The organism is Amycolatopsis sp. MtRt-6 (genome assembly GCF_017308975.1).
Classification (GTDB): domain Bacteria; phylum Actinomycetota; class Actinomycetes; order Mycobacteriales; family Pseudonocardiaceae; genus Amycolatopsis.
Genome location: NZ_JADWPD010000003.1, coordinates 169,238 through 192,984, shown reverse-complemented (window position 1 = coordinate 192,984; position 23,747 = coordinate 169,238). Strand labels below are relative to the sequence as shown.

Annotated in this window: 25 protein-coding genes; 11 read left to right on the top strand and 14 right to left on the bottom strand. The window is 72.3% G+C overall.

All coding sequences use genetic code 11. The annotated features are described in order from the left end of the window. Positions 1–151 precede the first annotated feature (151 nt). From I4Q55_RS07150 to I4Q55_RS07130, 5 genes are all read right to left on the bottom strand, one after another. Positions 152–964, bottom strand: coding sequence for an arylamine N-acetyltransferase (locus I4Q55_RS07150; protein ID WP_206785223.1), 813 nt, complete (start codon positions 962–964; stop codon positions 152–154). 101 nt (positions 965–1,065) lie between these two features. Beyond that, positions 1,066–1,689: a superoxide dismutase gene (locus I4Q55_RS07145; protein WP_086844974.1), complete on the bottom strand. Its 624-nt coding sequence runs from the start codon at positions 1,687–1,689 to the stop codon at positions 1,066–1,068. A 189-nt stretch (positions 1,690–1,878) separates the two neighbouring features. After that, positions 1,879–2,538, bottom strand: coding sequence for a heme oxygenase (biliverdin-producing) (locus I4Q55_RS07140; RefSeq protein ID WP_206785222.1), 660 nt, complete (start codon positions 2,536–2,538; stop codon positions 1,879–1,881). 73 nt (positions 2,539–2,611) lie between these two features. After that, positions 2,612–3,208: a TetR/AcrR family transcriptional regulator gene (locus tag I4Q55_RS07135; RefSeq protein ID WP_206785221.1), complete on the bottom strand. Its 597-nt coding sequence runs from the start codon at positions 3,206–3,208 to the stop codon at positions 2,612–2,614. Between the two features lie 15 nt (positions 3,209–3,223). Beyond that, on the bottom strand, positions 3,224–4,723 hold the full coding sequence (locus I4Q55_RS07130; protein ID WP_206785220.1) for a glutamate-cysteine ligase family protein: 1,500 nt from the start codon (positions 4,721–4,723) through the stop codon (positions 3,224–3,226). Positions 4,724–4,930: 207 nt separating this feature from the next. Here I4Q55_RS07130 and I4Q55_RS07125 point away from each other — a divergent pair, with 207 nt between their 5' ends. Genes I4Q55_RS07125 through I4Q55_RS07115 form a run of 3 tightly spaced genes read left to right on the top strand, consistent with a single transcriptional unit; the run spans position 4,931 to position 6,747 of the window. Beyond that, a complete protein-coding gene (locus I4Q55_RS07125) occupies positions 4,931–5,737 on the top strand; it encodes an RNA methyltransferase (protein ID WP_206785219.1) in 807 nt (268 codons plus the stop codon). A gap of 48 nt (positions 5,738–5,785) precedes the next feature. Then, complete coding sequence (locus I4Q55_RS07120) at positions 5,786–6,397, top strand: DUF2537 domain-containing protein (RefSeq protein WP_206785218.1); 612 nt, start codon at positions 5,786–5,788, stop codon at positions 6,395–6,397. Then, on the top strand, positions 6,397–6,747 hold the full coding sequence (locus tag I4Q55_RS07115) for an MmcQ/YjbR family DNA-binding protein (protein ID WP_206785217.1): 351 nt from the start codon (positions 6,397–6,399) through the stop codon (positions 6,745–6,747). Before I4Q55_RS07120 ends, I4Q55_RS07115 begins: the two co-directional genes overlap by 1 nt. A gap of 92 nt (positions 6,748–6,839) precedes the next feature. On the opposite strand, the gene sepH is transcribed toward I4Q55_RS07115, so the two are convergent. From sepH to I4Q55_RS07100, 3 genes are all read right to left on the bottom strand, one after another. Next, complete coding sequence (gene sepH, locus I4Q55_RS07110; RefSeq protein ID WP_206785216.1) at positions 6,840–7,685, bottom strand: septation protein SepH; 846 nt, start codon at positions 7,683–7,685, stop codon at positions 6,840–6,842. A 192-nt stretch (positions 7,686–7,877) separates the two neighbouring features. Beyond that, positions 7,878–9,026, bottom strand: coding sequence for a HAMP domain-containing sensor histidine kinase (locus I4Q55_RS07105; protein WP_206785215.1), 1,149 nt, complete (start codon positions 9,024–9,026; stop codon positions 7,878–7,880). Beyond that, positions 9,023–9,685, bottom strand: coding sequence for a response regulator transcription factor (locus I4Q55_RS07100; protein WP_206785214.1), 663 nt, complete (start codon positions 9,683–9,685; stop codon positions 9,023–9,025). Before I4Q55_RS07100 ends, I4Q55_RS07105 begins: the two co-directional genes overlap by 4 nt. Before the next feature lie 112 nt (positions 9,686–9,797). On the opposite strand from I4Q55_RS07100, the gene I4Q55_RS07095 reads away from it, so the two are divergent. The 6 genes from I4Q55_RS07095 to I4Q55_RS07070 all read left to right on the top strand — a co-directional run bounded on the left by I4Q55_RS07095 (position 9,798) and on the right by I4Q55_RS07070 (position 16,309). Then, positions 9,798–10,343, top strand: coding sequence for a hypothetical protein (locus tag I4Q55_RS07095; protein ID WP_206785213.1), 546 nt, complete (start codon positions 9,798–9,800; stop codon positions 10,341–10,343). Beyond that, complete coding sequence (locus I4Q55_RS07090; protein ID WP_206785212.1) at positions 10,340–11,434, top strand: peptidoglycan-binding protein; 1,095 nt, start codon at positions 10,340–10,342, stop codon at positions 11,432–11,434. The genes I4Q55_RS07095 and I4Q55_RS07090 overlap by 4 nt, the downstream gene beginning before the upstream one ends. Further along, positions 11,431–12,117: an ABC transporter ATP-binding protein gene (locus I4Q55_RS07085; RefSeq protein WP_206785211.1), complete on the top strand. Its 687-nt coding sequence runs from the start codon at positions 11,431–11,433 to the stop codon at positions 12,115–12,117. Before I4Q55_RS07090 ends, I4Q55_RS07085 begins: the two co-directional genes overlap by 4 nt. Further along, positions 12,114–13,319: an ABC transporter permease gene (locus I4Q55_RS07080; RefSeq protein WP_206785210.1), complete on the top strand. Its 1,206-nt coding sequence runs from the start codon at positions 12,114–12,116 to the stop codon at positions 13,317–13,319. Before I4Q55_RS07085 ends, I4Q55_RS07080 begins: the two co-directional genes overlap by 4 nt. A 126-nt stretch (positions 13,320–13,445) precedes the next feature. Next, entirely contained in the window at positions 13,446–14,972 is a 1,527-nt protein-coding gene (locus I4Q55_RS07075) for an amidohydrolase family protein (protein WP_307793143.1), read from the top strand. Positions 14,973–15,142: 170 nt separating this feature from the next. Next, positions 15,143–16,309 carry a glycosyltransferase 87 family protein gene (locus I4Q55_RS07070; RefSeq protein WP_307793142.1) on the top strand — a complete coding sequence of 389 codons (1,167 nt, stop codon included), beginning with the start codon at positions 15,143–15,145 and terminating at the stop codon, positions 16,307–16,309. On the opposite strand, the gene serC is transcribed toward I4Q55_RS07070, so the two are convergent. Next, on the bottom strand, positions 16,302–17,426 hold the full coding sequence (gene serC, locus I4Q55_RS07065; protein WP_206785208.1) for a phosphoserine transaminase: 1,125 nt from the start codon (positions 17,424–17,426) through the stop codon (positions 16,302–16,304). The genes I4Q55_RS07070 and serC overlap by 8 nt on opposite strands. Before the next feature lie 68 nt (positions 17,427–17,494). Between serC and I4Q55_RS07060 the strand changes: the two genes are divergently transcribed. Together I4Q55_RS07060 and I4Q55_RS07055 are read left to right on the top strand one after the other, a co-directional pair. Next, complete coding sequence (locus tag I4Q55_RS07060; RefSeq protein ID WP_206785207.1) at positions 17,495–18,364, top strand: hypothetical protein; 870 nt, start codon at positions 17,495–17,497, stop codon at positions 18,362–18,364. A gap of 10 nt (positions 18,365–18,374) precedes the next feature. After that, positions 18,375–18,692 carry a hypothetical protein gene (locus tag I4Q55_RS07055; RefSeq protein WP_242545472.1) on the top strand — a complete coding sequence of 106 codons (318 nt, stop codon included), beginning with the start codon at positions 18,375–18,377 and terminating at the stop codon, positions 18,690–18,692. A 47-nt stretch (positions 18,693–18,739) separates the two neighbouring features. On the opposite strand, the gene I4Q55_RS07050 is transcribed toward I4Q55_RS07055, so the two are convergent. The 5 genes from I4Q55_RS07050 to I4Q55_RS07030 form a co-directional block, all read right to left on the bottom strand. Further along, positions 18,740–20,080 (bottom strand): serine hydrolase, encoded by a 1,341-nt coding sequence (locus I4Q55_RS07050; RefSeq protein WP_206785206.1) that lies wholly within the window; start codon positions 20,078–20,080, stop codon positions 18,740–18,742. 203 nt (positions 20,081–20,283) lie between these two features. Further along, positions 20,284–20,904: a response regulator transcription factor gene (locus tag I4Q55_RS07045; protein ID WP_206785205.1), complete on the bottom strand. Its 621-nt coding sequence runs from the start codon at positions 20,902–20,904 to the stop codon at positions 20,284–20,286. Further along, complete coding sequence (locus I4Q55_RS07040) at positions 20,901–22,061, bottom strand: sensor histidine kinase (protein ID WP_206785486.1); 1,161 nt, start codon at positions 22,059–22,061, stop codon at positions 20,901–20,903. Before I4Q55_RS07040 ends, I4Q55_RS07045 begins: the two co-directional genes overlap by 4 nt. After that, positions 22,058–22,867: an ABC transporter permease gene (locus I4Q55_RS07035; RefSeq protein ID WP_206785204.1), complete on the bottom strand. Its 810-nt coding sequence runs from the start codon at positions 22,865–22,867 to the stop codon at positions 22,058–22,060. The genes I4Q55_RS07040 and I4Q55_RS07035 overlap by 4 nt, the downstream gene beginning before the upstream one ends. After that, positions 22,864–23,703: an ABC transporter ATP-binding protein gene (locus I4Q55_RS07030; protein ID WP_206785203.1), complete on the bottom strand. Its 840-nt coding sequence runs from the start codon at positions 23,701–23,703 to the stop codon at positions 22,864–22,866. Before I4Q55_RS07030 ends, I4Q55_RS07035 begins: the two co-directional genes overlap by 4 nt. Positions 23,704–23,747 lie beyond the last annotated feature (44 nt).

The following is a 23,747-nucleotide window of genomic DNA, read 5'->3' as shown; positions in this document are numbered from 1 at the left end:
ACGAGTGAGATCCGGGTCTCCGCCGCCGATCCCTTGCCCAAGAGATGAGGTTAGGCTAACCTCATACATGTCCGCTTCGTGGTGGGAGCGGCAGTCAGTTCGGGAACGGACGGAGCCCCGGCCCTGGGAAAACCCCAGGCCGGGGCTTCGTTCACGTCAGCGCAGTGTCCGGCTGCGGTGCGTCGCGCGTCAAGGGACTCTCGCCCGGTGGTACCGGCAGGCGCGGCAGCGTCATCCCGAAGTACACGCGGTACGCCAGGCGGATCGCCGACGGCGACGCCAGGTGAACCTCGTTCCGCACGCCGTCCACCGTCTCGATCAGCCTGTCTCCCGACAGCGTCACGCGGCCCTGGGATGTCGGGCGGGAGCACGTCAGCGAGCGGGTGAAGTGGGACTCCGGTGACGTCGTCTGCCACCACGCCATCGGGATGAAGTCGGCCAGCGGGCGCGGGCGGCGCTCCAGGCGGTACTGGGGCTTGCCGTCCAGCAGGATGTCGACGTCGCCGTGGGGTGCGTCGAGGATCAGGAACTCGCCTTCCGGATCGGGCTGGGCGTCCACGGCCGACAACTGCAGCGGGTGGCGGGCGAAACGGCCGAAGCCGACGTCCACCAGCCAGTCCTGGGCGTCCAGGGAAACGACGATCGCCGCGTGGTCCAGTGGGGGGCCGAGCGTGCCGTCGGGGCGGAAGACCTGGGCCGCGCGCAGCGAAGCGTCGTAGCCCAGCGAGCGCAGCAGTGCCGCGAACAAGCCGTTCAGCTCGTAGCAGAACCCGCCGCGGCGGCGGTGCACGATCTTGGCGAACAGCGCTTCCCCGGCCAGCTCGACCGGCTCGCCGAGGTGGCTGCTCAGGTTCTCGAAGGGGACTGCCGCCAGGTGGCGTTCCTGCAGGTGGCGCAGCGTCGCGAGGTCGGGCGCCGCCGGGCGGGCGACGCCGAGGCGGTCCAGGTACGCGTCGATGTCCATGCACCCACTCAAACACCTCGACCTCACTGGAGGTCAAGCGAATTGAGCCGGGGACGAAAACGGGGCCCTCCCGGAAGGAAGAGCCCCGTCGACGAGGAAACTCAGCCGAGCAGCAGGCCGTTGCCGCCGGCGACGGCGTTGTCGAACCGCTTGCTGATCTCCGCCCAGTTGAAGATGTTCCACAGGGCCTCGACGTACTTCGGCTTGACGTTCTTGTAGTCCAGGTAGAACGCGTGCTCCCAGACGTCGACCAGCAGGATCGGCGTGGTCGGCAGCACGAGGTTGTTGTGGTGGTCGCGCAGCTGCTGGGTGATCAGCGTCTTGCCGATCGGGTCCCAGGAGAGCGCGCCCCAGCCGTTGCCCTGGATGGTCGTCGCGACGGCGGTGAACTGCGCCTTGAACTTGTCGAAGGAGCCGAACGCCTCGTCGATCGCCGCGGCCAGCTCGCCGGTCGGCTTGTCGCCGCCCTCGGGCGACAGGATCTTCCACCACACGACGTGGTTGGCGTGCCCCGCCAGGTGGAAGGCGAGGGTGGTCTGCAGGCCGACGATGTCACCGAAGTTGCCGGCGTCACGGGCTTCGGCGATCTTGTCGAGCGTGTCGTTCGCGCCCTTGACGTAGGTCGCGTGGTGCTTGCTGTGGTGCAGCTCGTTGATCTCGCCGGAGATGTGCGGCGCGAGGGCGCCGTAGTCGTAGTCGAGATCGGGCAGCTCGTAGCGGGCCATTGGCCCTCCTTCTGTCTTCGACGCAAGTTTCCGGTACCGAACCTAGTAGCACACGCCCCCTCGCGGCGAGTGGGGGCCCGTGGCCATCACTACTTGGGACGGCGGTTCGCAAGTGGCGTACCCCGGAGGCGCGCCACCTGAAACCGAGCCTGCAACTTGGACTTAACTGGAGGTCAACGACCTGTGAGATCAAGCACGGAACTCGTCGAGCCGCAGCGCCAGCTCGTCGAAGACGGCGACGTTGCATTCGAACGCCACCAGCGCTTCGTCGATCACGCGCGCACGCTCGGCCTCGTCCCAGGGCGCGTTGTCCAGCTTCGCCCGGTACGTGTCGCGGAAGCGGGGCGCGCTGCCGATCCGGTCGAAGTGGTAGAACAGCGCGCCCGCCTCGGCGACGTCGTAGTTCTTCTCGAGCATCCGCCGGATCACCTGGCCGCCGGCGATGTCGCCGAGGTAGCGCGTGTAGTGGTGGGCGACGTACCCGCCGGCCCACGTCGACGCTTCGCGGATCCGGGCGGCGTACGCCTGCGTCGAGGCCAGCGGTGAGATCGTCGAGCGCCAGTCCGGGCCGACCAGGTGGGCCAGGTCGCGTTCGAGGAGCGGGAGCCGCCGCAGCTCGTCGAAGACGAACTCGCCGCCGACGCGGTCGCCGGCCATCGCGTCGCTCGCCGTCTCGATCGCGTCGTAGACGAAGTAGTACTGGATCGCCAGCTGGGCGTAGCCGTCGCGGGTCAGCTCCCCGCCGAGCAGGGCGCGCATGTACGTCGAGTAGTTCGCCCGGTCGTGGACTTCGAGGGTCGACGCGCGCAGGTTCGCCGAGAACGGGCGGGCGTCCGTGGTCACCGTCATGGGCAGGCCTCCCGGCGATCGATCTGACACGCTGTCAGAAAGATCGTAGGGCATGAACCGGACTTAGGCCACCCTAAACTGCCGCCCCGACCGCGCGCAGGACGAACCGCACCGCCGCCTCGACGACGTCCTCGAGCCGGTCGGCGGGCCCGTCGACCAGGGTGCGGTTGCCCAGCGCCGCGGTGATCATCGGGATCAGGACGTCCGGGTCCTCGGCGGGCCAGCGGCCCAGGTCGACGCCGCCGGTGAGGATGGCGCGCAGCCGGTCGGTGATCGGGTCGGCGTGCGCGCTGATGCGCCGGTACGCCGCCGGCGCCAGCGCCGACGCGAGCGCCGTGCCCGGTGGCATGTGGAACTCCGACAGCACACGCAGCTGGAGCCGGACGAACGTCGCCAGCTGGTCGACCGGGTCGGCCTGCGCCTCGACGGCTTCGGTCAGCCGCGTGACGTACCGGGCCGCTTCGTCTTCGACGAACGCGACGAGCAGGCTTTCCTTGTCCGGGAAGTGGTTGTACAGCGCCGTCCGGCCCACCCCGGCGGCCGACGCCACCCCGGCGAGGGTGATCGCGTCGAAGCCGCGTTCGTAGAGCTGCGCGCGCAGGACTTCGAAGACCCGGGCCCGCACCTCACGCCGGTGCGCCTCCAGCGACTCACCGAGAATCTTCGGCATCCACCCAGGCTAGCGTCAGTCGGCCACCGGCCACGTGTGCACCGGCTCGCCCGATTCGGACAGCTCCAGGTAGCGCCCCAGCATCAGGCTGAGCGCCGCCTCGCGGTCGAGGCCGCGCTCCTGCGCCCGCAGGACGTAGTCGCGCTGCCAGGTCGCCCCGGTCCGCCGGGCCAGGCAGCGGCGCTCGATGATCCCGAGGTAGCGCTCGCGGGCTTCGTCGGAGACGTCGGAGCGGCGCAGGCCCTCGTGGGCGAGCGGCAGCAGCACGCGCAGCGCCAGCTCGTCCGGCGGGATCCAGCCGATGCCTGGCCAGTACAGCTGCCCGTCGAAGCCCCGCCGTGCGCCCGCGTACAGGTTTTCCTCGGCCGCCTGGAACGACATCTGGCTCCACACCGGGCGTTCCGCCTCGGCCAGCGCGCGCTGGGCGCCGTAGAAGAAGGCCGCGTTCGCCACCGTGTCGATCACCGTCGGCCCGGCCGGCAGCACGCGGTTCTCCACGCGCAGGTGCGGCAGGCCGTCGACGACGTCGTACACCGGGCGGTTCCAGCGCCAGATCGTCCCGTTGTGCATGCGCAGCTCGGTGAGCTTCGGCGCCTGGCCCGCGTCGAGCGCTTCGATCGGGTCTTCGGCGTCGGTTTCCGGGAGCAGGCCGGGGAAGTAGCGGACGTTCTCCTCGAACAGGTCGAAGATCGACGTGATCCAGCGCTCGCCGAACCACACCCGCGGCCGCACGCCCTGGTTCTTCAGCTCTTCCGGCCGGGTGTCGGTCGCCTGGAGGAACAGCGGGATGCGCGTCTCGTGCCACAGCGCCTTGCCGAGCAGGAACGGCGAATTCGACGCCAGCGCGATCTGCAGCCCGGCCAGGCACTGCGCCGCGTTCCAGTGTGCGGCGAACTCCTCGGGCGCGACCTGCAGGTGCAGCTGCACGCTGGTGCACGCGGCCTCGGGCAGGATCGACTCCGCGTAGCTGCGCAGGCGTTCGGGCTGCTGCCCCGGCAGCGGCGCGCCTTCCATGGCGAGCACCGTGCGCTCGCCGCGGGCGGCGAAGATCTGGTCGTTCAGCGTGGCGTAGCGGGCCTTGTTGGTGAGCCACTTCTGGTCGAAGTGCTCGTGCTTCAGCGTCGGCAGGATGCCGATCATGGCCAGCGACGAGCCGGTGTCGCGGGCCTTCGTCGCCGCGGTGTCGAGGTACGCGCGGAGGTCGTCTTCGAGCTGGAGGGCGGAGTCGCCGGCCAGGGGCCGCGGCGGGACGTTCAGCTCGATGTTGTGCTGGCCCAGCTCGGTGGTGAACGACGGGTCGTCGAGCGCCTCCAGCACAGCGGTGTTCGTCATCGACGGGCGCAGCTCGCGGTCGACGAGGTTCAGCTCGACTTCGAGGCCGATGTTCTTGCGGGGGAACGAGAAACTGCCGTCGGTGAGCATCCGGGCCAGCGTGTCGAGGCAACGCTGCACCTTGCGGCGGTACCGTCCTCGGTCCAGCGTGTTGAACGGCTGAGCCTCGAGGTCCATCCCCATGACCATCCCTGCTTCGTGTCGGTGGACTAGGACGTGTTCAGGCCCCGGCGGACAACCGTTACACAGGCGATGCAGCCGGGCTAGCGGCCAAACTGGTGCTCTCCGTCACGGGCGGTTAACCGAAAGCAAAATGGCCCCGTTCGTACCACCGGGCGGTGGACGTTCGGACGAATGAGCCGCCCGGCAAGCGGATGACAGACTGGGCGGATGGGCGTGATCCACATCGGCCGATCCGACGATCCGCGGGTCGACGATTTTCGTGACCTGTCCACTGCGGACCGTCGGCCCGACCGGCCCGGTGGCCGGGGTCTCGTCATCGCCGAAGGCACCGTCGTGGTGTCCCGGTTGCTGGCGTCCCGGTACCCGGTACGGGCGCTGCTGGGCGTGCAGCGGCGGTTCGCGGAGCTGGCGGAAGACCTGGCCGGGATCGACGTGCCCCAGTACGTCGCCTCCGCGGAGACGATGGCCGACGTGGTCGGGTTCCACCTCAACCGCGGGATCCTCGCCGTGGCCGACCGGCCCGCGCCGCTGACGGTTTCCGAAGTCACCGGTGGCACCGGGCCGATCGCCGTGCTGGAAGGCGTCGGCGACCACGAAAACCTCGGGGCGCTCTTCCGCAACGCGGCCGCGCTCGGCGTCGGCGGGGTGCTGCTCGGCCCCGGCTGTTCCGATCCGCTGTACCGGCGCAGCGTGCGCGTGTCGATGGGGCACGTCCTGCGCGTGCCGTTCGGGCACCTGACGGACTGGCCGGGCGGGCTCGACGACCTGCGGGCACGCGGGTTCACCGTCGCGGCGTGCACCCCGCGGCCGGGCTCGCTCCCGCTGCCCGCGCTGCGGGAGCACGCGCCCGGGCGGGTCGCGCTGCTCTTCGGCGCCGAAGGGCCCGGGCTGACCGAGGCGGCGCTCGCGGCGGCTGACCATGCCGTCCGGATACCCATGCCGGCCGGAGTCGATTCACTGAACATCGCCACGGCCGCCGCCGTCGCCTTCTACGAACTGGCCAGGGACGGCTAAGGTTTCCGGCTTCGAGGGGTTTTGGTTTCCGACGCGAGAAGGGACACCATGGAGCTGCGGATCCGCGGCGAGCGCGCCGTGCTGGCCGGCCCGGGCGGGGAGCACGCGCGCGAGGTGGACCCGCACAAGCTCGCGATCGGCGCCGAGCTGGCGCAGGCCCTGCACGAGTGGGCGCGCGTGGCGTCCGCGGTCACCGCCGATTCCGGCGCGGAGGCGGGCGCGGTGGTCTCGCAGCGCGGCCGCCAGCTGGCCGGACGGCTGGCCTCGGTGATGGGCACGACCGTGCGGTTCGTGGATCCGGTGACCGGGGAGGACACGGTCGTCGAGCCGCCTCCGCCGTCGACCGCGCCGGGCCACCGGTTCATCCGGTCGGTGCTCGGGCCGCCCGGCCCGCCCGGCGAGCCGACCCCGTGGCTGACCGGGCTGACGGTGTCGGCGTTCATCGCGGCCGTGGTCGTCGTCGCCATGCTGGCGCTGGCCTCGACGCTGGCCCGCGAGACCAACGGCTGGCTGGCGCTGGTGGCCTCGGTGATCGTGACGGCCGGGATCACGCCGTCGCTGTGGCTGATCCGCCGCACCCCGATCCTGCGCTGGGTCGCCTACGGCGCGGCGGGCGGGGTCGTGGTCGCGTGGATCGGCGTGCTGGTGATCGCGTTCTGATGCGGCAGCTGGACGCGCTGCGCAAGTTGTGCCTCGCCCTGCCGGAGACGACCGAGCGGCTCAGCCACGGCGAGCCGACGTGGTTCGTGCGCGGCAGGAAGACATTCGTCATGTTCGCCGGCCACCACCACGACGACATGCTCGCCTTCTGGTGCCCGGCGCCACCCGGGGTGCAGGAGGAACTGGTGCGCACGGAGCCGGAAAGGTTCTTCCGGCCACCGTACGTCGGGCACCGCGGGTGGCTCGGGGTGCGGCTGGACGTCGACGTCGACTGGGCCGAGATCGACCGGATCGTGCGGGAGGCCTACCGGCTCGTGGCGCCGAAGACGCTCGCCGCGCGGGTGGACTAGCGCCCCAATGTGGCCTGGGTTGCGTTCAACGCACCCATGGTGGCCTTGGGTGCGTTCAACGCACCGAAGGCCACCTTGGGGCGCTTGAGGGCTCAGCCGCGCTGCGAGCGGACCCCGAGCAGCACGTCCTCCCAGGACGGCACGATCGGGTGGTTCTTCTTGGCCTTCGGCCGCGGCTCGGGTACCGCGGTGTCCTCGTCCGGGTCCACCGGGACACGCGGGATCTCGCGGGTGTCGTCGTCCGGGTCCGGCTCGGCCGACGGCAGCTGGGCGTGCTCCGGCTCCACCGAATCCAGCGTCGGCTGGAACTCCGTTTCGCGGGCCGGCTCGAGGGCGCGGACCGTGCGCGGGGCGCGGTAGGCGTTCGGGTCCAGCAGGACTTCGGCGTTCTCGTCGAGCGCCGTCACCGTGCCGCCGTGCGCACCCGGCGAGAACGCCCAGTGCGCGCGGTTGTCCGACCGCCCGGCCTTCCAGCGGAGCACGACGACCCAGCGGCCGTCGTCGCCCTTCCAGGAGTCCCAGGTGGCCTGCGAGTAGTCGTGGCCGCGGACGCCGAAGCTGTACGCGACGACCTCGCCGAGCGTCTGCACGTCGGGGCCGTCTTCGCGGACCGGGTGGGCGCTCTGCGCCAGCTCGGCGGTCCGGGACCGCTCGAGCAGGACCGGGTAGGCGTAGCGCTCGACGCGCTGCGTCGAGACACCGGCGCTCGCGGCGACCTGCTCGACGGACTCGCCGGCCCGGATGCGCTGCTGGATCTCGCGTGGCCGCATCTGGCTCTCCAACTCGATTTCGATCTGGCCGAGGCGGGTGATGTCACCCCGCGCCGCCGCGCGCAGTCGCTCATCAGCCGGGAGCAGGAAACGAGTACGGCTCGCCGGGTCTTCGAGCACGATGGACTTGCCGTCCTCGTGCAGTCCGACCACTCGCAGCGCCCGCATTGTTCTCGCCTCCCCGATCTTCTTCACCGTTGTGGGTGCCCACGTTAGAACGGCGCGTCGGCTTGACGTGCGAGGCGCGCCGAGTCCGCACCGAACTGCCCACTGTTCATTTCGTGTCCCTGGCATCGTCACCCACGCTGGTCAGCGGCAAAGGGGTGACACGCCGGACACGCAAAGTCACGATCGAGTGGATCAAGACGACGGCAGCCGGACCGTCACCACGAGCCCGCCACGCCGCCCCGGCTGGGCCTCCGCGCGCCCGCCGTGGGCCTGCGCCACCGAGCGGACGATCGACAGCCCCAGTCCCGCGTTGCGCGTGTCCCCGGTCCGCTCCGCGCCACCTAGCCGGCGGAACGGCTCGAACAGCGTCGGCACCGCCTCGGGCGGCACCACCGGCCCCGAGTTCCGCACCTCCAGCGCCGGGTCCCCGCGCACCTCGACGTACACCCAGCCGCCCGAAGCGTTGTACGTGATCGCGTTGACCACCAGGTTCGTCACCAGCCGTTCCAGCAGCACCGGGTCGCCCGCCACCGTCCGCGGCCGCAGGCGCGTCTCCACCGTCACCCCGGCCGCCTCGGCCTGCGCGGCCGTCGCCCGGACCACCGCCGCCGCGACCTCGTCGAGGCGCACCGGCGTGCGCGCGTGCAGCCCGCGGTCGCTGCGGGCCAGGACCAGCAGGCCCTCGATCATCCGCTCGCTGCGCTCGTTCGTGTGGAGCAGGTGCGTGCCGAGCTTCTTCAGCTCCGGCGGGACGTCCGGGTCGGCCATCGCCACCTCGACCAGCGTCCGCTGCACCGCCAGCGGCGTCCGGAGCTCGTGGGACGCGTTCGCGACGAACCGCTTCTGGCTGTCGAACGACTCCGCGAGCCGGTCGAGCATGCCGTCGAACGTGTCCGCCAGCTCCTTCAGCTCGTCCGGCGGCCCTTCGAGGTTGATCCGCCGGTCGAGCTTGCCCGCCTCCAGCCGCCGGGCGGCCGAGGTGATGTCGTGCAGCGGCCGCAGCGCGCGGCCCGCCATCAGCCAGCCGAACAGCACCGCCAGCGCCGCCGTCGCCACCAGCGCGATCGCCGAGCCGACCACCAGCGTCGACAGCGTCGAGGTGCGGTACTCGAGCAGCGACCCGCGGACCAGCTGCACCGCCGGGGCGGGCGAGAGGGTTTCCAGTCTCTGCGCGACCCCGAAGGCCGCGTCGCCGGCCACCGACGTGGTCGCGAACCGGGCCGGGTCCGGCAGCGTGCTCTGCACCAGCAGGTAGTTGATCACCACGAGGACCAGCCCGGCGAGCAGGAACAGCGCGCCGTACCAGGCCGTCAGCTTCGTCCGGACGGACAGGCCCTTCACGACGCGCCGAACCGGTAGCCGGCGCCGGGCACGGTCTCGATCACCGGCGGGTCGCCCAGCTTGCGCCGCAACGTCATCACCGCGACGCGCACCGCGTTGGTGAACGGGTCCGCGTGCTCGTCCCACGCTTTTTCCAGCAGGTCCTCGGCGCTGACGACCGTGCCCTCCGCCCGCATGAGCACCTCCAGCACGGCGAACTCCTTCGGCGAGAGCAGCAGGAACCGGCCGTCACGGGCGGCCTGGTGACGCGGCAGGTCGAGCACGACGCCGTCGCGTTCCAGCACCGGCGGCAACGCCGGCCGCGCGCGCCGCGCCAGCGCCTGCACCCGGGCGACCAGCTCGGCGAACGCGAACGGTTTCGTCAGGTAGTCGTCGGCGCCGAGGCCGAGGCCGGCGACCCGGTCGGTGACGTCGGCGGCCGCGGTCAGCATCAGCACCCGTGCCTCGCCGCCCGCGCGGACCACCGCGGCGCAGACGTCGTCGCCGTGCACCTTCGGCAGGTCGCGGTCGAGGACCACGACGTCGTAGCCGTGCACGCCGACGCGTTCCATGGCCTGCTCGCCGTCGTAGCAGACGTCGACGGCCATCGAGAAGCGCCGCAACCCCTCCGCGACCGAGTCGGCCAGCAACCGCTCGTCCTCCACCACCAGCACGCGCACCGGCCCAGTCTGCGCAGGGAGGCCATAAGGACCGCATAAGCGACGTCGCTTAGCGCGCCCGAATCCCCCGATCCGTAGACCTGGCACCCATCCGGACGAAAGGAATCGAGCCATGCGGATACGGATCGCCGTGGCGGCGCTCGGGACGGCCCTGCTGCTCGGCGGCTGCGGGGCGAAGCCCGATGACGGGTCGAAGGTCGCCTCGATCTCGACGCCGCCGAAGACGGGCGGCCCCGCCGCGGCCGACAACAGCGGCAAGAGCGACGAGGACAAGATGCGGGAGTTCGCCAAGTGCATGCGCGAGCACGGTGTCGACATGCCCGACCCGAAACCGGCCGGTGACGGCAAGGGCATGATCGCCGTCGGCCCCGGCGAGGGCGGCGACACCGACCGCTCGAAGGCGGAGGCCGCGCACAACGCGTGCAAGACCTTGCTCCCCAACGGCGGCGAGATGAAGCCGCCGAGCGCCGAGGAGCTCGACAAGATGCGCCGGCAGGCCAAGTGCATGCGGGAGCACGGCGTCGACATGCCGGATCCCGATCCGACCGGCAAGGGCGCGATGCGGATCGGCGCGCCGGGTGACGACCCGAAGAAGTTCGAAGAAGCCGCCAAGGCGTGCGGCATGGGCATGTCGGTCCGCTCCGAGGCGGCCAAGTGAACGACGTGACCCACCTGAAGCCCCGCCGCCGCGGCCGGGCGCGCTGGCTCGTCGCGGCCGCCGTCCTGGTCGTCGTGCTGGGCACCAGCTCCGTCGTGATCCTGACCCGGGTGTCGAGCGCGACACCGGTCAAGGAGGCCGCGCCACCCGCGGTCGAGACGGCGGAAGTGGTCAAGACCGACCTGAGCGAGGAAGAGGAGGCCGACGGCACCCTCGGCTACGGCGACGAATCCGCCGTCGGCGGCCGCAAGCCGGGCACGATCACGTCGCTGCCCGCCGCCGGCGCCACCCTGACACGCTGCCAGGCGGTGTACGGAGTGGACGCGAAGCCGGTGCCGCTGTTCTACGGCACGTTGCCGTTCTACCGCGACCTCGCCGCGGGCGTGGACGACGGCGCCGACGTCAAGCAGCTGGAGGAGAACCTCAAGGCGTGCGGCTTCGGCGGCTTCGGCACGCCGGACAAGAAGTTCACCTCGGCCACGGCGACCGCGCTGAAGAAGTGGCAGAAGTCGCTGGGGCTGGAGCAGACCGGCGCGTTGGGCCAGGGTGACGTCGTGCTGGCGGCGGGCGAGCTGCGCGTGTCGGCACTGGCGGCGAAGCTCGGCTCGCCCGCGCAGGGTGAGGTGCTCAAGACGACCGGCACGGTCCGGTCGGTGCAGGTGAAGCTCGACGCGGCCAAGCAGAGCCTCGCCCAGCAGGGCGCGAAGGCGTCCGTGACGATCAACGGGAAGACGACGCCGGGCACGATCACCGACGTCGGGCGGACCGCGGTCGAGGGCAAGGACGCGGCCGGCCAGGACGACGGCAAGCCGAAGATCACCGTGACCGTCCAGCTCGACGACCCGGCCGCCGCCGGCAGCCTCGACTCGGCTCCGGCCGCCGTCCGGTTCACCAAGGACGTCCGCGAGGGCGTGCTCGCGGTCCCGGTCGGCGCGCTGCTCGCGCTGGCCGAGGGCGGGTACGCGGTCGAGGTCGACGAAAACGGGCAGCGCCGGCTGATCGCCGTCCGAACCGGACTGTTCAGCGGCGGGAAGGTCGAGGTCTCCGGTACCGGCCTGGCCGCCGGCATGCGGGTGGTGACGACGTCGTGACGCCCGTGCTGCGCGTGCACGAGGTCACGCGCACCTACCCCGGCGGCGTCGCCGCGCTCGACGGCGTCTCGCTTTCGCTGGAGGACGGCGAGATGGTGGCGATCGTCGGGCCGTCCGGGTCCGGCAAGTCCACCCTGCTGCACCTGATGGGCACGCTCGACCGGCCGTCGTCGGGCCGGGTCGAGCTGCGCGGCCACGACGTCGCCACGCTCTCGGACCGGAAGGTGTCCGCGTTGCGGTCCCGCTGGATCGGGTTCGTGTTCCAGCAGTTCTTCCTCGACGAAGGGATGAGTGCGGTGGACAACGTGTGCACCGGCCTGCTCTACGCCGGGGTGCCGCGGCGACGGCGGCGCGCGCGGGCCTTGGCGGCGCTCGACCGCGTCAAGCTGGGACACCGGGCGTGGCACCGCCCCGGCGAGCTTTCGGGCGGGGAACGCCAGCGCGTGGCGATCGCCAGGGCCGTCGTCAACGACCCGGCGATCCTGCTGGCCGACGAGCCGACCGGCAACCTCGACACCGGAACCGGGGCGTCGGTGCTCGCGCTGCTCGGCGAGCTGTCCGCGGAGGGCACCACGATCGTCGTGATCACCCACGACCGCGAGATCGCGGCGGGCATGCCGCGGCGGATCGAACTGCTCGACGGGCGGCTGCGGCTGGACACCGGGCTGGTGGGGGCGCGATGACGCTGGTGACGCTGCCGGAACCGGCCCGGCTGAAGCCGCCGGACGTCGTCGCGCTCGGGGCCCACGGCATGCGGACGCGGCCGGTGCGCGCGGTGCTTTCCGCGCTGGGCATCGCGATCGGCGTCGCGGCGATGGTGGCGGTGCTGGCGATCCCGGCGTCGGGCGCGCAGGCCCTGCACGACCGGCTGGCCGCGCTGGGGCCCAACCTGCTCACCGCGGGGCCGGGCCAGACGCTGTTCGGCGACAACGCGACGCTGCCGGACGACGCGGTCGCGATGGCCCGCCGGATCGGCCCGGTGGAGGCGGCCGCCGGCACCGGGACGACGTCGGCGAGTGTCCGCCGCAGCGACAAGATCGCCGTGGACGACACGTCCGGGCTCGCGGTGTACGCGGCGCGGCCGGACCTGCTCGGGGTGCTGGGCGGCAAGGTGCGGCTGGGTGCGTTCCTGGCGGCGGGCAACCAGAACTACCCGGTGACGGTGCTCGGGTCCCAGGCCGCGGCCCGGCTGGGCATCGACCGCATCGACCCGGCGCGGCCGCCGCAGGTGCTGATCGGGACGCAGTGGTTCACCGTCGTGGGCATTCTGGCGCCGATGCCGCTGGCGCCGGAGATCGAGCGTTCGGCACTGGTCGGCTGGGACGTGGCGAAGCGGCTGCTCGGCTTCGACGGCCATCCGTCCACTGTGTACGTCCGGGCCGCCGAGTCCGAAGTGGACAGTGTGCGCGCGGTCCTGGCGGCGACGCTGAACCCGCAGGCCCCGAACGAGGTCGAGGTCCGCCGGCCGTCGGACGCCCTGGCGGCGCAGAAACTGACGGACACGACCTACAGCGCGCTGTTCCTCGGGCTCGGCGGGGTCGCGTTGCTGGTCGGCGGGGTCGGGGTGGCGAACACGATGGTGATTTCGGTGCTGGAGCGGCGGCGCGAGATCGGGCTGCGCCGGGCGCTCGGGGCGACGAAGCGGCAGGTCCGCGGGCAGTTCCTGGCGGAGTCGGTGCTCTTGTCCGGGCTCGGCGGACTGGCGGGGGTGCTGACCGGGGTGCTGGTGACGGCGGGCTACGCGCTGAGCCAGGGCTGGCCGGCGGTGCTGCCGACGGGAGCGCTGGCCGGCGGCGTCGGCGTCGCGGCGCTGGTGGGCGCGGTGGCGGGGGCTTACCCGGCGGTACGGGCGGCTCGCCTCGCGCCCACCCGCGCCCTCGCCTGACGGAAGGCGGCCGGTGCACGGTGGAGTTACTCCGTGCACCGGCGTTCCGCACGTTGGAAGATCTCCCACCCCGGCGGCGGGGTGTTGGATGGGCGGGAGGGAGCCGATCGAAGGGCGGGGGCGGCAGTGCTGCGAGTCGAGGCGAACCGGCGCGATTTCCTGCGGTGGCTGACGACGGCGGGAGCGGGCCTCGCCGCCGCCGGGATCGCTCCCGCGGTCTTCGCCCGAGAAGCCGTCGCGGCCGGCACCGAAGTCGTGGTCGTCACCGGGGCCACCGTCGTCGACGGCACCGACGGCCCGGCCCGGCCGGACTCCGCCGTCGTCCTGGTCGGGGACCGGATCGCCTGGGTGGGGCCGTCCGCCGAGGTGCCGCGCTGCGGGAGCGCGCGGGTGGTCGACGGCCGCGGGCGCTTCCTCGTGCCCGGTCTGTGGGACATGCACGCCCACGGCATCGATTACGAAGACACCTCGCCGCCGCTGTTCCTGGCCAACGGCGTCACCGGCATCCGCGAAATGCAGGGCTACGACGAAAACCGCGTCACCCGCGACAGGATCGCTCGCGGCGAGCTGCTCGGCCCGCGGGTCGTGCTGGCCAGCGCCATCATCGACGGCCCGGTGTCGCTGCTCGGCCCGCCGGTCACCAAGGTCGCGAACGCCGAGGAGGCGCGGGCCGCGGTCCGGACCGCCATCGCGCAGCGGTCGGACTTCGTCAAGGTGTACTTCTACCTGCCGAAGGACGCCTTCGCCGCGATCGCCGACGAATGCCGGCGCCACGGCCTGCCCTTCGCCGGGCACTGGCCCTACCGGCTTCGCCCGCTCGACGCCGCCCGGGCCGGGCAGCGCAGCTTCGAGCACTCCTTCGGGCTGCCGATCGCGACGTCGAGCCGCCGGGACGAGTTCCTCGCCCGCCTGGACGCGCAGCCGTTCGACCCGAAGGCCCCGCGCGACTTCTTCAACCTGGCCCGCGAGCTCGACCGGCAGGCCGCGCTGGCCTACGACCCGGCGACGGCGGCCCGGCACTTCGCCGGCCTCAAGACCCACGGCAGCTGGCTCAGTCCCACCTTCGCGGTCAATCGCGTCATTTCGCGGCCCGCCGACGCGTTCGCGCACGACCCGCGCAACAAGTACGTCCCGCGGGAGATCCTGGACCTCTGGACCGGCTGGCTGCCGCTGTTCACGCCCGTCACGCCCGAGCAGATCGCCCAGCAGGAGGTCTACTTCGAGGCGCAGCTGCGGCTCGCCGGGGAGGCGCACCGCGCCGGCGTCGGCATCCTCGGCGGGACCGACTGCCAGAACCCGTACGTCTTCCCGGGGTTCAGCCTGCACGACGAGCTCGACTTCCTCGTCGAGGCCGGGCTCGGCCCGCGCCGGGCGCTGCAGGCGGTGACCCGCGACGCGGCCGCGTTCCTCGGCCGGGCCGGCACGGCCGGCACGATCACCCCCGGCAAGGTCGCCGACCTGGTGCTGCTCGACGCCGACCCGCTCGCCGACATCCGCGCGGTCCGGCGGATCGACACCGTCGTCACCGCGGGCCGCGTCCTCGGCCGGGCCACGCTCGACAAGATGCTGGCCGACGCCGAAGCCGCGGCGAACCGGCCGGCCGGGGCGGCGAACGCCAGGTCAGTGCGCTTGCCGGTGCACGGCTGCTGCTGAGCGCCCGGTAATCTCGGCCGGTCGAAGACCTGGTTCGAGGGGGACGCGTGGCGCTCACTGGGGTTCTTAGGGGGTCCGGGTGGCGGAGCCCCCGGCCCGGGGCGAAGCCCCGGAAGTCAATTGCGCGAAGATTGGCTTGGTCGCTCGCGGTACTCGAGGTCATTGCCGTCGTGCTTGTCCTGGTGCTCAAGCGGTTCGACGGCCTCGACCTCGAGGTCTACCTGGGTGGCGCGAAGGCACTGGCCGAGCAGGGCTCGCCGTACGACGCCTGGGTGCCGACCACGCACGGGATCCTGCTGCCGTTCACGTACACGCCGTTCGCCGCCGCGGTGTTCCTGCCCGGCACCCTGCTGCCGTTCGCGGTGACGATGAAGCTGGTCAGCATCGCGTCGATCGTCGCGACCGGCGTGGTCGCCTACCTCTACGTCGCCACGCTCAACGGCTCGCTGACCGACCCCACCAAGGTGCGCGGCCGGACCGTGGCCGCGCTGGTCGCCATCGGCGCCCAGCTCGCCGGCGCGTTGCTCGAACCGGTGCGCTCGACGTTGGGCTTCGGGCAGATCAACGCGCTGCTCATGCTGCTGGTGGCGCTCGACGTCCTGCTGCCCGGGGAGCGGAAGCGGACGAAGGGCCTGCTGATCGGCGTGGCGGCGGCGATCAAGCTGACGCCGGCCGTCTTCGTCGTCTACTTCCTGTTCCGCCGCGACTTCCGCGCCGCCGCGCGGGTGGTCGGCGGCTTCGTGGTGGCCGGCGCGCTGCTGTGGCTGATCCGGCCGTCGGCGTCCTTCACCTACTGGACGAAGCTCGTTTTCGACGCGGGCCGCATCGGTGGCGTCGACTACGTCGGCAACCAGTCGCTGCACGGCCTGACCGCGCGCGCCGGACTGCCGGAGTTCGTGTGGCTGCTGGCCGCGCTGGCTGTGATGGCGCTGGTCGCGGTGGTCATCGTGCGGGCCGCCGAGCCGGTGCTCGCGCTCACCGCGTGCGCGCTCGGCGGGCTGCTCGTGTCGCCGATCTCGTGGACCCACCACTGGACGTGGTGCGTGCCGATCCTGGTCCTCGCCGGGTGGTACGCCTGGCGTTTCGACCGGGCGGTCCGCTGGGTGGCGGCCGCGGTCGTCGTCGCGGGCCTGACGCTGTTCATCGTCGGCCCGATGTGGTTCGCCCCGCGGCCGGCGTCCTCGCCCGGCTGGTGGCTCGCGACGGAGTCCTACGAGCTGTTCGGCCTGGTCCTGCTGGTCGCCGCCGCCTTCGCGGCCCGGCGTCTGACCACGAAGAAGGGGACCCCCGCCGCCGAAGCGGTGGAGGTCCCCTCCGCGGAGCCTCAGGTCAGCTGAGCCGCTCGACCACGTACTCGATGGCCTGCGTCAGCTTGGTGACGTCGTCCGGGTCGATCGCCGGGAACAGGCCGACGCGCAGCTGGTTGCGGCCCAGCTTGCGGTACGGCTCGGTGTCGACGATCCCGTTGGCGCGCAGGACCTTCGCCACCGCGGCGGCGTCGACGTCGTCGCTGAAGTCCACTGTGCCGACGACCTGCGAGCGCAGGTCCGGGTCCTTGACGAACGGCGTGGTGTAGCTGGTCTTCTCGGCCCACTCGTACAGCCGTGACGACGAGTCCTTCGTGCGCGAGGTCGTCCAGGCGAGGCCGCCCTGGCCGTTCATCCACTCGATCTGCTGGGCGAGCAGGAACAGCGTGGCCACGGCCGGGGTGTTGTACGTCTGGTCCTTGCGGGAGTTGTCCAGCGCGGTGGTCAGCGACAGGAACTCGGGGATCCAGCGGTCGCCGCCGCCGATCTCGCCGATCCGCTCGACCGCGGCCGGGGAGGCCAGCGCGATCCACAGGCCGCCGTCCGCGGCGAACGACTTCTGCGGCGCGAAGTAGTAGACGTCGAAGTCCTCGGCGGTGACCGGGAGACCGCCGGCGCCGGAGGTGGCGTCGATCGCGACCAGGGCGCCTTCGCTGCCCTCGGGGCGGCGGACCGGCACGGCCACGCCGGTGGACGTCTCGTTGTGCGCCCAGCCGACCAGGTCGGCGCCGGCTTCGTAGGCGATGTCCGGCGCGCTGCCCGGCTCGGCCTTGACGACGATCGGGTCGGCCAGGAATGGCGCCCCCTTCGTCACGGACGCGAACTTCGACGAGAACTCGCCGTAGGTGAAGTGCTGCGAACGCTCGCGGACCAGGCCGAACGCGGCGGCGTCCCAGAACGCCGTGGTGCCGCCGTTGCCGAGGATCACCTCGTAGCCCTCGGGCAGGGAGAACAGCTCGGACAGGCCTGCCCGGACGCGCCCGACGAGGGACTTGACCGGCTTCTGCCGGTGCGACGTGCCGAGGTAGGTGGAGCCGGACTCCGCCAGTGCGCTCAGCTGCTCGGCGCGGACCTTCGACGGTCCGCAGCCGAAGCGGCCGTCGGCCGGCTTGAGGTCTGCGGGGATGGTCAACTCAGCGTCGGTCATGTGGTCAGTCTCTCAGGTCGGGATCGAGCTGGTAACACAGGTTCGCCGGAGTCCGACATGTGGAACCGATGACTGATCCACCGCGCTGGCGCTTCTTCGCGTGGTTCGCCGTGGTGGCCGCGGCGCACCTCGCGGTCGAGGGCTGGACGGAAACGACCGCGATCGGGCTGCCGGTCGGCTTCGCGGCGACGCTGGCGCTGGTCTTCGTCCGCCGCCTGCCGTGGTGGGCGACCGGCGAGGCCCGGCCGGACGGCCGTCGCGGCCGCTCGAAGCCGGCCTTCTTCGGGGTGCTGTGGCTCCTGGTGGCCGCGGCGATCGTCACCGGGCTCGTCGAGCACCCGCCCCAGGGGAGTGACGTCTGGTACGCCGCGGTGTTCGTCGCGATCTTCGCCGGTGCTTCGGCGTACGGCCTGGTCCGGCTGCTGCCGAAGCGGCCCGCGAACCGGCGGGCGGTCCTGCGGCGACGGCTGGTGTTCGCCACCGTGGCGGTGTGGGCGGTCGCCGTCTTCCTGTTCGCGGCCGAAGCGGCGATCATCGTGGTCGTCGGCGGCTGGCTGCCCTGGGTCCTGCCGATCCCGGGGTTGGTGGTCGTGCTCGACCTGGCCGGGTGGCGGTCCGGCCTGGCCGGCCCGGCGCGGTGCCTGGCGAGCGGCAGCTGGACGCCGGTCGCGGCCGCGGCGTTCGACGTGCGGCCGGGCGAGCCGGTCGACGGCTGGGCGGTGCTGCCGGGGGACGTGCGGATCCGGTTCCACCTGCCCGCGGTCCCCGCCGACATCGCCGCCGAGCTGCGCGACCGGCGCCGGCTGTGGCTCGCCGGGTGGCCGTCGGACGAGCTGGTCGCCGGCCTCCCGGACGGCGACAGCTACGCCGCCGGGCTCATCGGGGTCCACCGCGGTGGGGGTAAAAACACGGTTTCCGCCGGTCCGGCCGCTCGCTAGCGTTCCGGCCATGACGACTGTGCAGCAGAGCTTCCCGGCGCCGCCGCAGGCCCTGTGGAACTCACTCCCCGCCGGGGTCCAGGCGATCGGCGGCCAGGGTCCGGTCTACGACTCGCAGCGCGGTTTCGTCTCCTTCCGCACCGGGATGACCTTCTTCAGCTGGGGGCAGGTGATCACCGCGACCGTCGCCCCGGCGGCCGGGGGCTCGACGCTGACCATCCTGACCACGCTGAAATTCGGCCTCTTCGACTGGGGTGAGGGCAAGCGCCTCGCCCGCCGGTTCGCCGACGCCGTCGCGCACGCGGCGGGCACCGCCGCCCTGACCTGAGGGTCCCGCTCGCCACCCTGGGGGTGCGAGCGGGACCCGTTCTCTCCTCAGCGCCAGTCTTCGACGCCGCCCGGCACCGGCGCGGCCGGGTCGTACGGCGTGCGGGTGAAGATGAACGTCGCCAGGTCGAGGTGAGTGGCGACGCCGTCGGCGTTCCGGCCCACTTCGAGCGTCTCGCCGGCGTAGTAGCCGTCGAGGCCGACGTAGGTGTCCTTGTCCGTCGCGCGGAAGCGCGAGCTGCGCCCGGCGCCCTCGACCGGAGCGAGCAGGAGCAGCCCGTCGCCCTGGACACGCAGGTGGTACGGGGTCGGGCCCCAGTGCCAGAGCCCGGTCAGCGCGAGCAGCGCGGGGTCGGTGGGCGACGGCAGCCACTCGGCGGGCAGCCGCGGCTCCAGCTCGTCGGTCATCGTGATGAGGTCGAGGCAGAGCTGGGTGATGCCGACACCGGACGTCGAGTTGGTGAGCACCAGCGCGCCGGTCTGCGCGGCCGGGTCGACCAGCGTCACGGCGAGGAACCCGGGCATCGAGCCGGTGTGGCCGGCGAAGCGGCGGCCCTGGTAGCGCACGAGCATCAGGCCGAGCCCGAACCCGGTCGTCCAGACGTCGGTGTCGTCGACGGTGATCATGGTCCGCATCTCGGCGACGGTGTCCGGCGCGAGCACGTCACCGGTTTCGCCGCCGAGGAACGCCGTCCAGCGGCCGAGGTCCCGCGCGGTCGACCACAGCTGCCCGGCGGGGGCCATCGCGCCGGCGTCCGGGCTCGGCTCCGGCAGCAGGACGTCGGCGAAGGGGTGCACGGCGAAGCCCTCGGCGTGCGCCCCGACCGGGTGCGGCGTGGTCCGGGTCATCCCGAGCGGCCCGAGGATCTCCTCGTCGAGCACGGAGAGCCAGCCCTTGCCGCGGTGGCGGGTGAGGAGCTCGCCGAGGACGCCGTAGCCGACGTTCGAGTAGTGGAACCGCGCGCCCGGCCGGTGCTTCGTCGAGCCCTCGGCGAGGCTGCCGACCAGCGCGTCCCAGTCGGCGCCCGGCGTCCGCTCCCACCACAGGCCGGGCGACTCGGACGTCAGGCCGGAGGTGTGGGACAGCAGCTGGGCGACGGTGGCGGCGCCGAACGGCGTGCCCGGGACGTGCTTCTCGAGCGGGTCGTTGAGGTCGAGCAGGCCTTCGTCGCGCAGCCGCATCACGGCGGTGGCGACCAGGGTCTTGGTGATCGACCCGAGCCGGTACTGGACGTCGGTGGTCGGGGTCTCGCCGCCGACGCGTCCCCGGCCACCGGACCAGACGATGCCCCCGTCCCGCACGACGGCGGCGACCAGCGACGGAGCCCGGCAGGCGGCCTGCTCGTGGGCGATCCGGCGGAGCAGGGCGTGTTCGGTCGAGGAGAGCATGGAGGCATTCTGCCGCGCCCCGCCACCCGAAGCAGGTCCCGGCCCGTGCGGAAAGAGGCATCACCCGTGACTGGCCGGGCATCACCCGTGATTGGCCGGGCATCACGCGTGACTGGGCGGGCATCACCGCGATGCCCGTGGAATCACGCGTGATGCCCCTCTGGACACGCGTGATGCCCGTCGGATCACGGGTGATGCCCGGTTCAGCTCAGGAGGTTGCGGGCCATTGCCGTTGTGACCGCGGCCGTGCGGTCGGAGACGCCGAGCTTGCCGAACACCCGCAGCAAATGGGTCTTCACCGTTGCTTCGCTGATGTGCAGGGCGCGGCCGATGTCCGCGTTCGTCCCGCCCTTGGCGACCAGCCGCAGCACCTCCACCTCGCGGGCCGACAGCGGCTGCGGTTCCGGGTTGCGGACCCGGTTGACCAGCTTGCCCGCCACCGACGGCGCCAGCACCGTCTCCCCGCGGGCCGCCGCGCGGATCGCGTTCGCCAGCTCCGCGCGCGAGGCGTCCTTCAGCAGGTAGCCCGACGCGCCGGCTTCCACCGCGCGGAGGATGTCCGCGTCCGTCTCGTACGTCGTCAGCACCACGATCCGGCGCCCCGGCTGCTCGCGCAGGATGCGCCGAGTCGCGCCGACGCCGTCGAGGCCGGGCATCCGCAGGTCCATCAGCACGACGTCGGGGGCGGCGACCCTGTCGAGCACGACGGCTTCGTCGCCGGAGCCCGCTTCGCCGACGACCGTGAGGTCCGGTTCCGCTTCGAGCATGCCGCGGAGGCCTTCGCGGACGACGGGGTGGTCGTCGACCAGCATGACGCGGATCAAGCCGGCACCTCCAGGGTGAGTTCGGTGCCGCTGGGGCCACTCCGGACACTCAGTCTGCCACCGACCTGCTCGGCCCGGGACCGCATCCCGCGCAGGCCGAACCCGGTGGCGCGGTCCGGGTCGAAGCCGGTGCCGTCGTCGCGCACCGACAGCCGCACCGAACCGTCCACAGCGGACAGCCGTACCGACACCGCCGACGCGGCCGCGTGCCGCCGGACGTTGTTCAGCGCTTCCTGCGCGCCGCGCAGCAGGACGACTTCGCCCGCCATGCCGATCGGTGGCAGCGGACCGTCCACTTCGTACCGGACCACCACGTCGGACGAGTCGGCCAGCCGGTCGGCCTGCCGCCGGACGGCGTCGACCAGCGAGCCGGCCGCGAGGTCCGCCGGCGCCAGCGCGGCGACCATCGCGCGGGCCTCGGTGAGGTTGTCCCGCGCGGTGCGGGCGGCCAGCTCGGCGTGCCGCCGCGCCGCGGCCGGGTCGGTGTCCAATTCGGACTCGATGGCCTGCGCGAGGGTGACGATGCTGGTGAACCCCTGGGCGAGCGTGTCGTGGATCTCCCGCGCGAGCCGTTCGCGCTCGGCCGCGGTGCCCGCCTCCCGGGAGAGCCGGGCGACTTCGGCCTGGCTGGCTTCGAGCTTCGCGATCAGGTCCGCGCGCCCCTTGCTCTCGTCGATGACGTGCCCGATGAACTTGCCGCACAGCACGCCGAAGACGACGAGGATCGCCGACATCGGCAGCATGATGTGCAGGGTCGGGCCGGTGAACCCGTCGTTCACGACGGCGGCCGCGGGGTTGATCAGGATGGCCACGGCGGTGAGGACCGCCGCGGGCCGGAACTCGAGCGTCGAGAAGAGCAGCGGGCACGCCATGAAGAGGATGAAGCCGGACGAACCCTCGGCGAGCAGGGCGACCCCGACCAGCGCCAGCACGAGGATCGCGAACGCCCACCGCTGCCCGGCGGCCGAGCCTTCGTCCCGCACGAGCCGCCGGCCCCACAGCAGGTAGCTCAGCGCGAGCGCGGTGAGCGCCCCGGCCGCGACCGCCTTGCGCGGCGGGCCGGCGGGACCGAGCAGCACCAGCAGCGTCGTGGCGAGGTACGCCACCGCGAAGAGGACCTCCCAGAGCCAGTTGAACCGGTCCCAGGCGTCCTTCACTTCGCGTCGGTCCACCGGAACGTCAACCGCGCCAGGACCGCCCCCACCACGCACCAGATCCCCAGCACCAGCGCCACCCGCGGAAGTTCCCATGCCCCGGCCATCTCCATCCTCACGGCGCCGTCCGGCAGGAACACCGACCGGAACCCCTGGCAGATCCACTTCAGCGGGAAGAACGACGCGATGTCCACCATAACTTTCGGCAGGGTCGTGATCGGCGAGACGAAGACGCCGGAGATGAACTGCAGCACCAGGTACAGCAGCTGCACGATGGCGACCGCGCCGTTGGTGGACTTCGCGAGCGAGCTGATCGCGATCCCGAGCAGCGTGCAGGAGACGATGCCGAGCGCGAACACCCACAGCAGCGTCAGCCACTTCGCCGGGTCGGCCGGCAGTTCCAGCCCGAACAGCGCCACGGCGACCGCGGCCATCAGCACCGTCTGGGCCAGGCTCGACACCGCGACCAGCACCATCTTGCCGATGAAGTACGACGCCGGCGGCATCGGCGTGCCACGCAGGCGCTTGAGCGCGCCGGTTTCCCGGTCGGCCGAGACGCCGGTGGCGATGCTGTTGAACGACGTCGACACGATGCCGGAGCCGATCATCCCGGCCGCCAGCAGCTGCCCGGACGTGACGCCGTCGAGCGCGGTCGGACCGTCCAGGATGGACCCGAGCAGGATCATCAGCACCGCGGGCAGGGAGAAGGTGAAGACCACCTGTTCCCGGTGCCGGAAGAACTGCCGCAGCTCGGTGCCGCCGCGGGCCAGCCCGAGCGACAGCGGTCCCGGCAACGTCAGCGTGGTCATGCCTTGTCTCCGATCAGGTCGAGGTAGACGTCCTCCAGGGTCGGCCTGGTCACGGTCAGCCCGGCGAGCTCACGACCGCCGGCCGCGAGCTCGGTGACGAGCTTGGTCGGGTACGCGGTGCGCTCGACGTGCTCGCCGCGTTCGTCGACCCAGCGCACGGTGGCCTCGGCGGCGGCCCGGCCACCCAGGTTCCGCGGGGTGTCCTGCGCGACGATCTCGCCGCGCGCGATCACCGCGACGCGGTCGGCGAGCGCTTCGGCCTCGTCGAGGTAGTGCGTGGTCAGGAGGATGGTGGTGCCTTCGGCGGCGAGGTCGCTGATCAGCGTCCAGAACTGCCGCCGCGCCTCGGGGTCGAAGCCGGTCGTCGGCTCGTCGAGGAAGAGCAGCTCGGGCCGCCCGATGATGCCGAGCGCGACGTCGACGCGGCGGCGCTGCCCGCCCGAGAGCGCCTTGACGCGCGTGCGTGCCTTCTCCGTGAGCCCGACCTTCTCGATGACCTCGTCGGGGTCGCGCGGGGCCGGGTAGTACTTCGCGAAGTGCCGGACGGTCTCGGCCACGCTCAGCTCGGCGGCGTCGGTCGCCGTCTGCAGCACGATGCCGAGGCGGGCGCGCCAGGCCCGGCCCGCCTTGCCGGGGTCCTCACCGAGCACGGTGACGTCGCCGGCCGTCCGCCGCCGGTGTCCCTCGAGGATCTCGACCGTCGTGGTCTTCCCGGCGCCGTTCGGCCCGAGCAGGGCGAAGACCTCGCCTTGGGCGATCTCCAGGTCCAGCCCGGCCACCGCGAGGTGGCCGGGGTACTGCTTGCGCAGGCCGCGCACGCTCACTGCTGGGGTCATGGCTCAAGCGTGGCCGCCCGAGCCGCCGGATCCGACCAACAGCC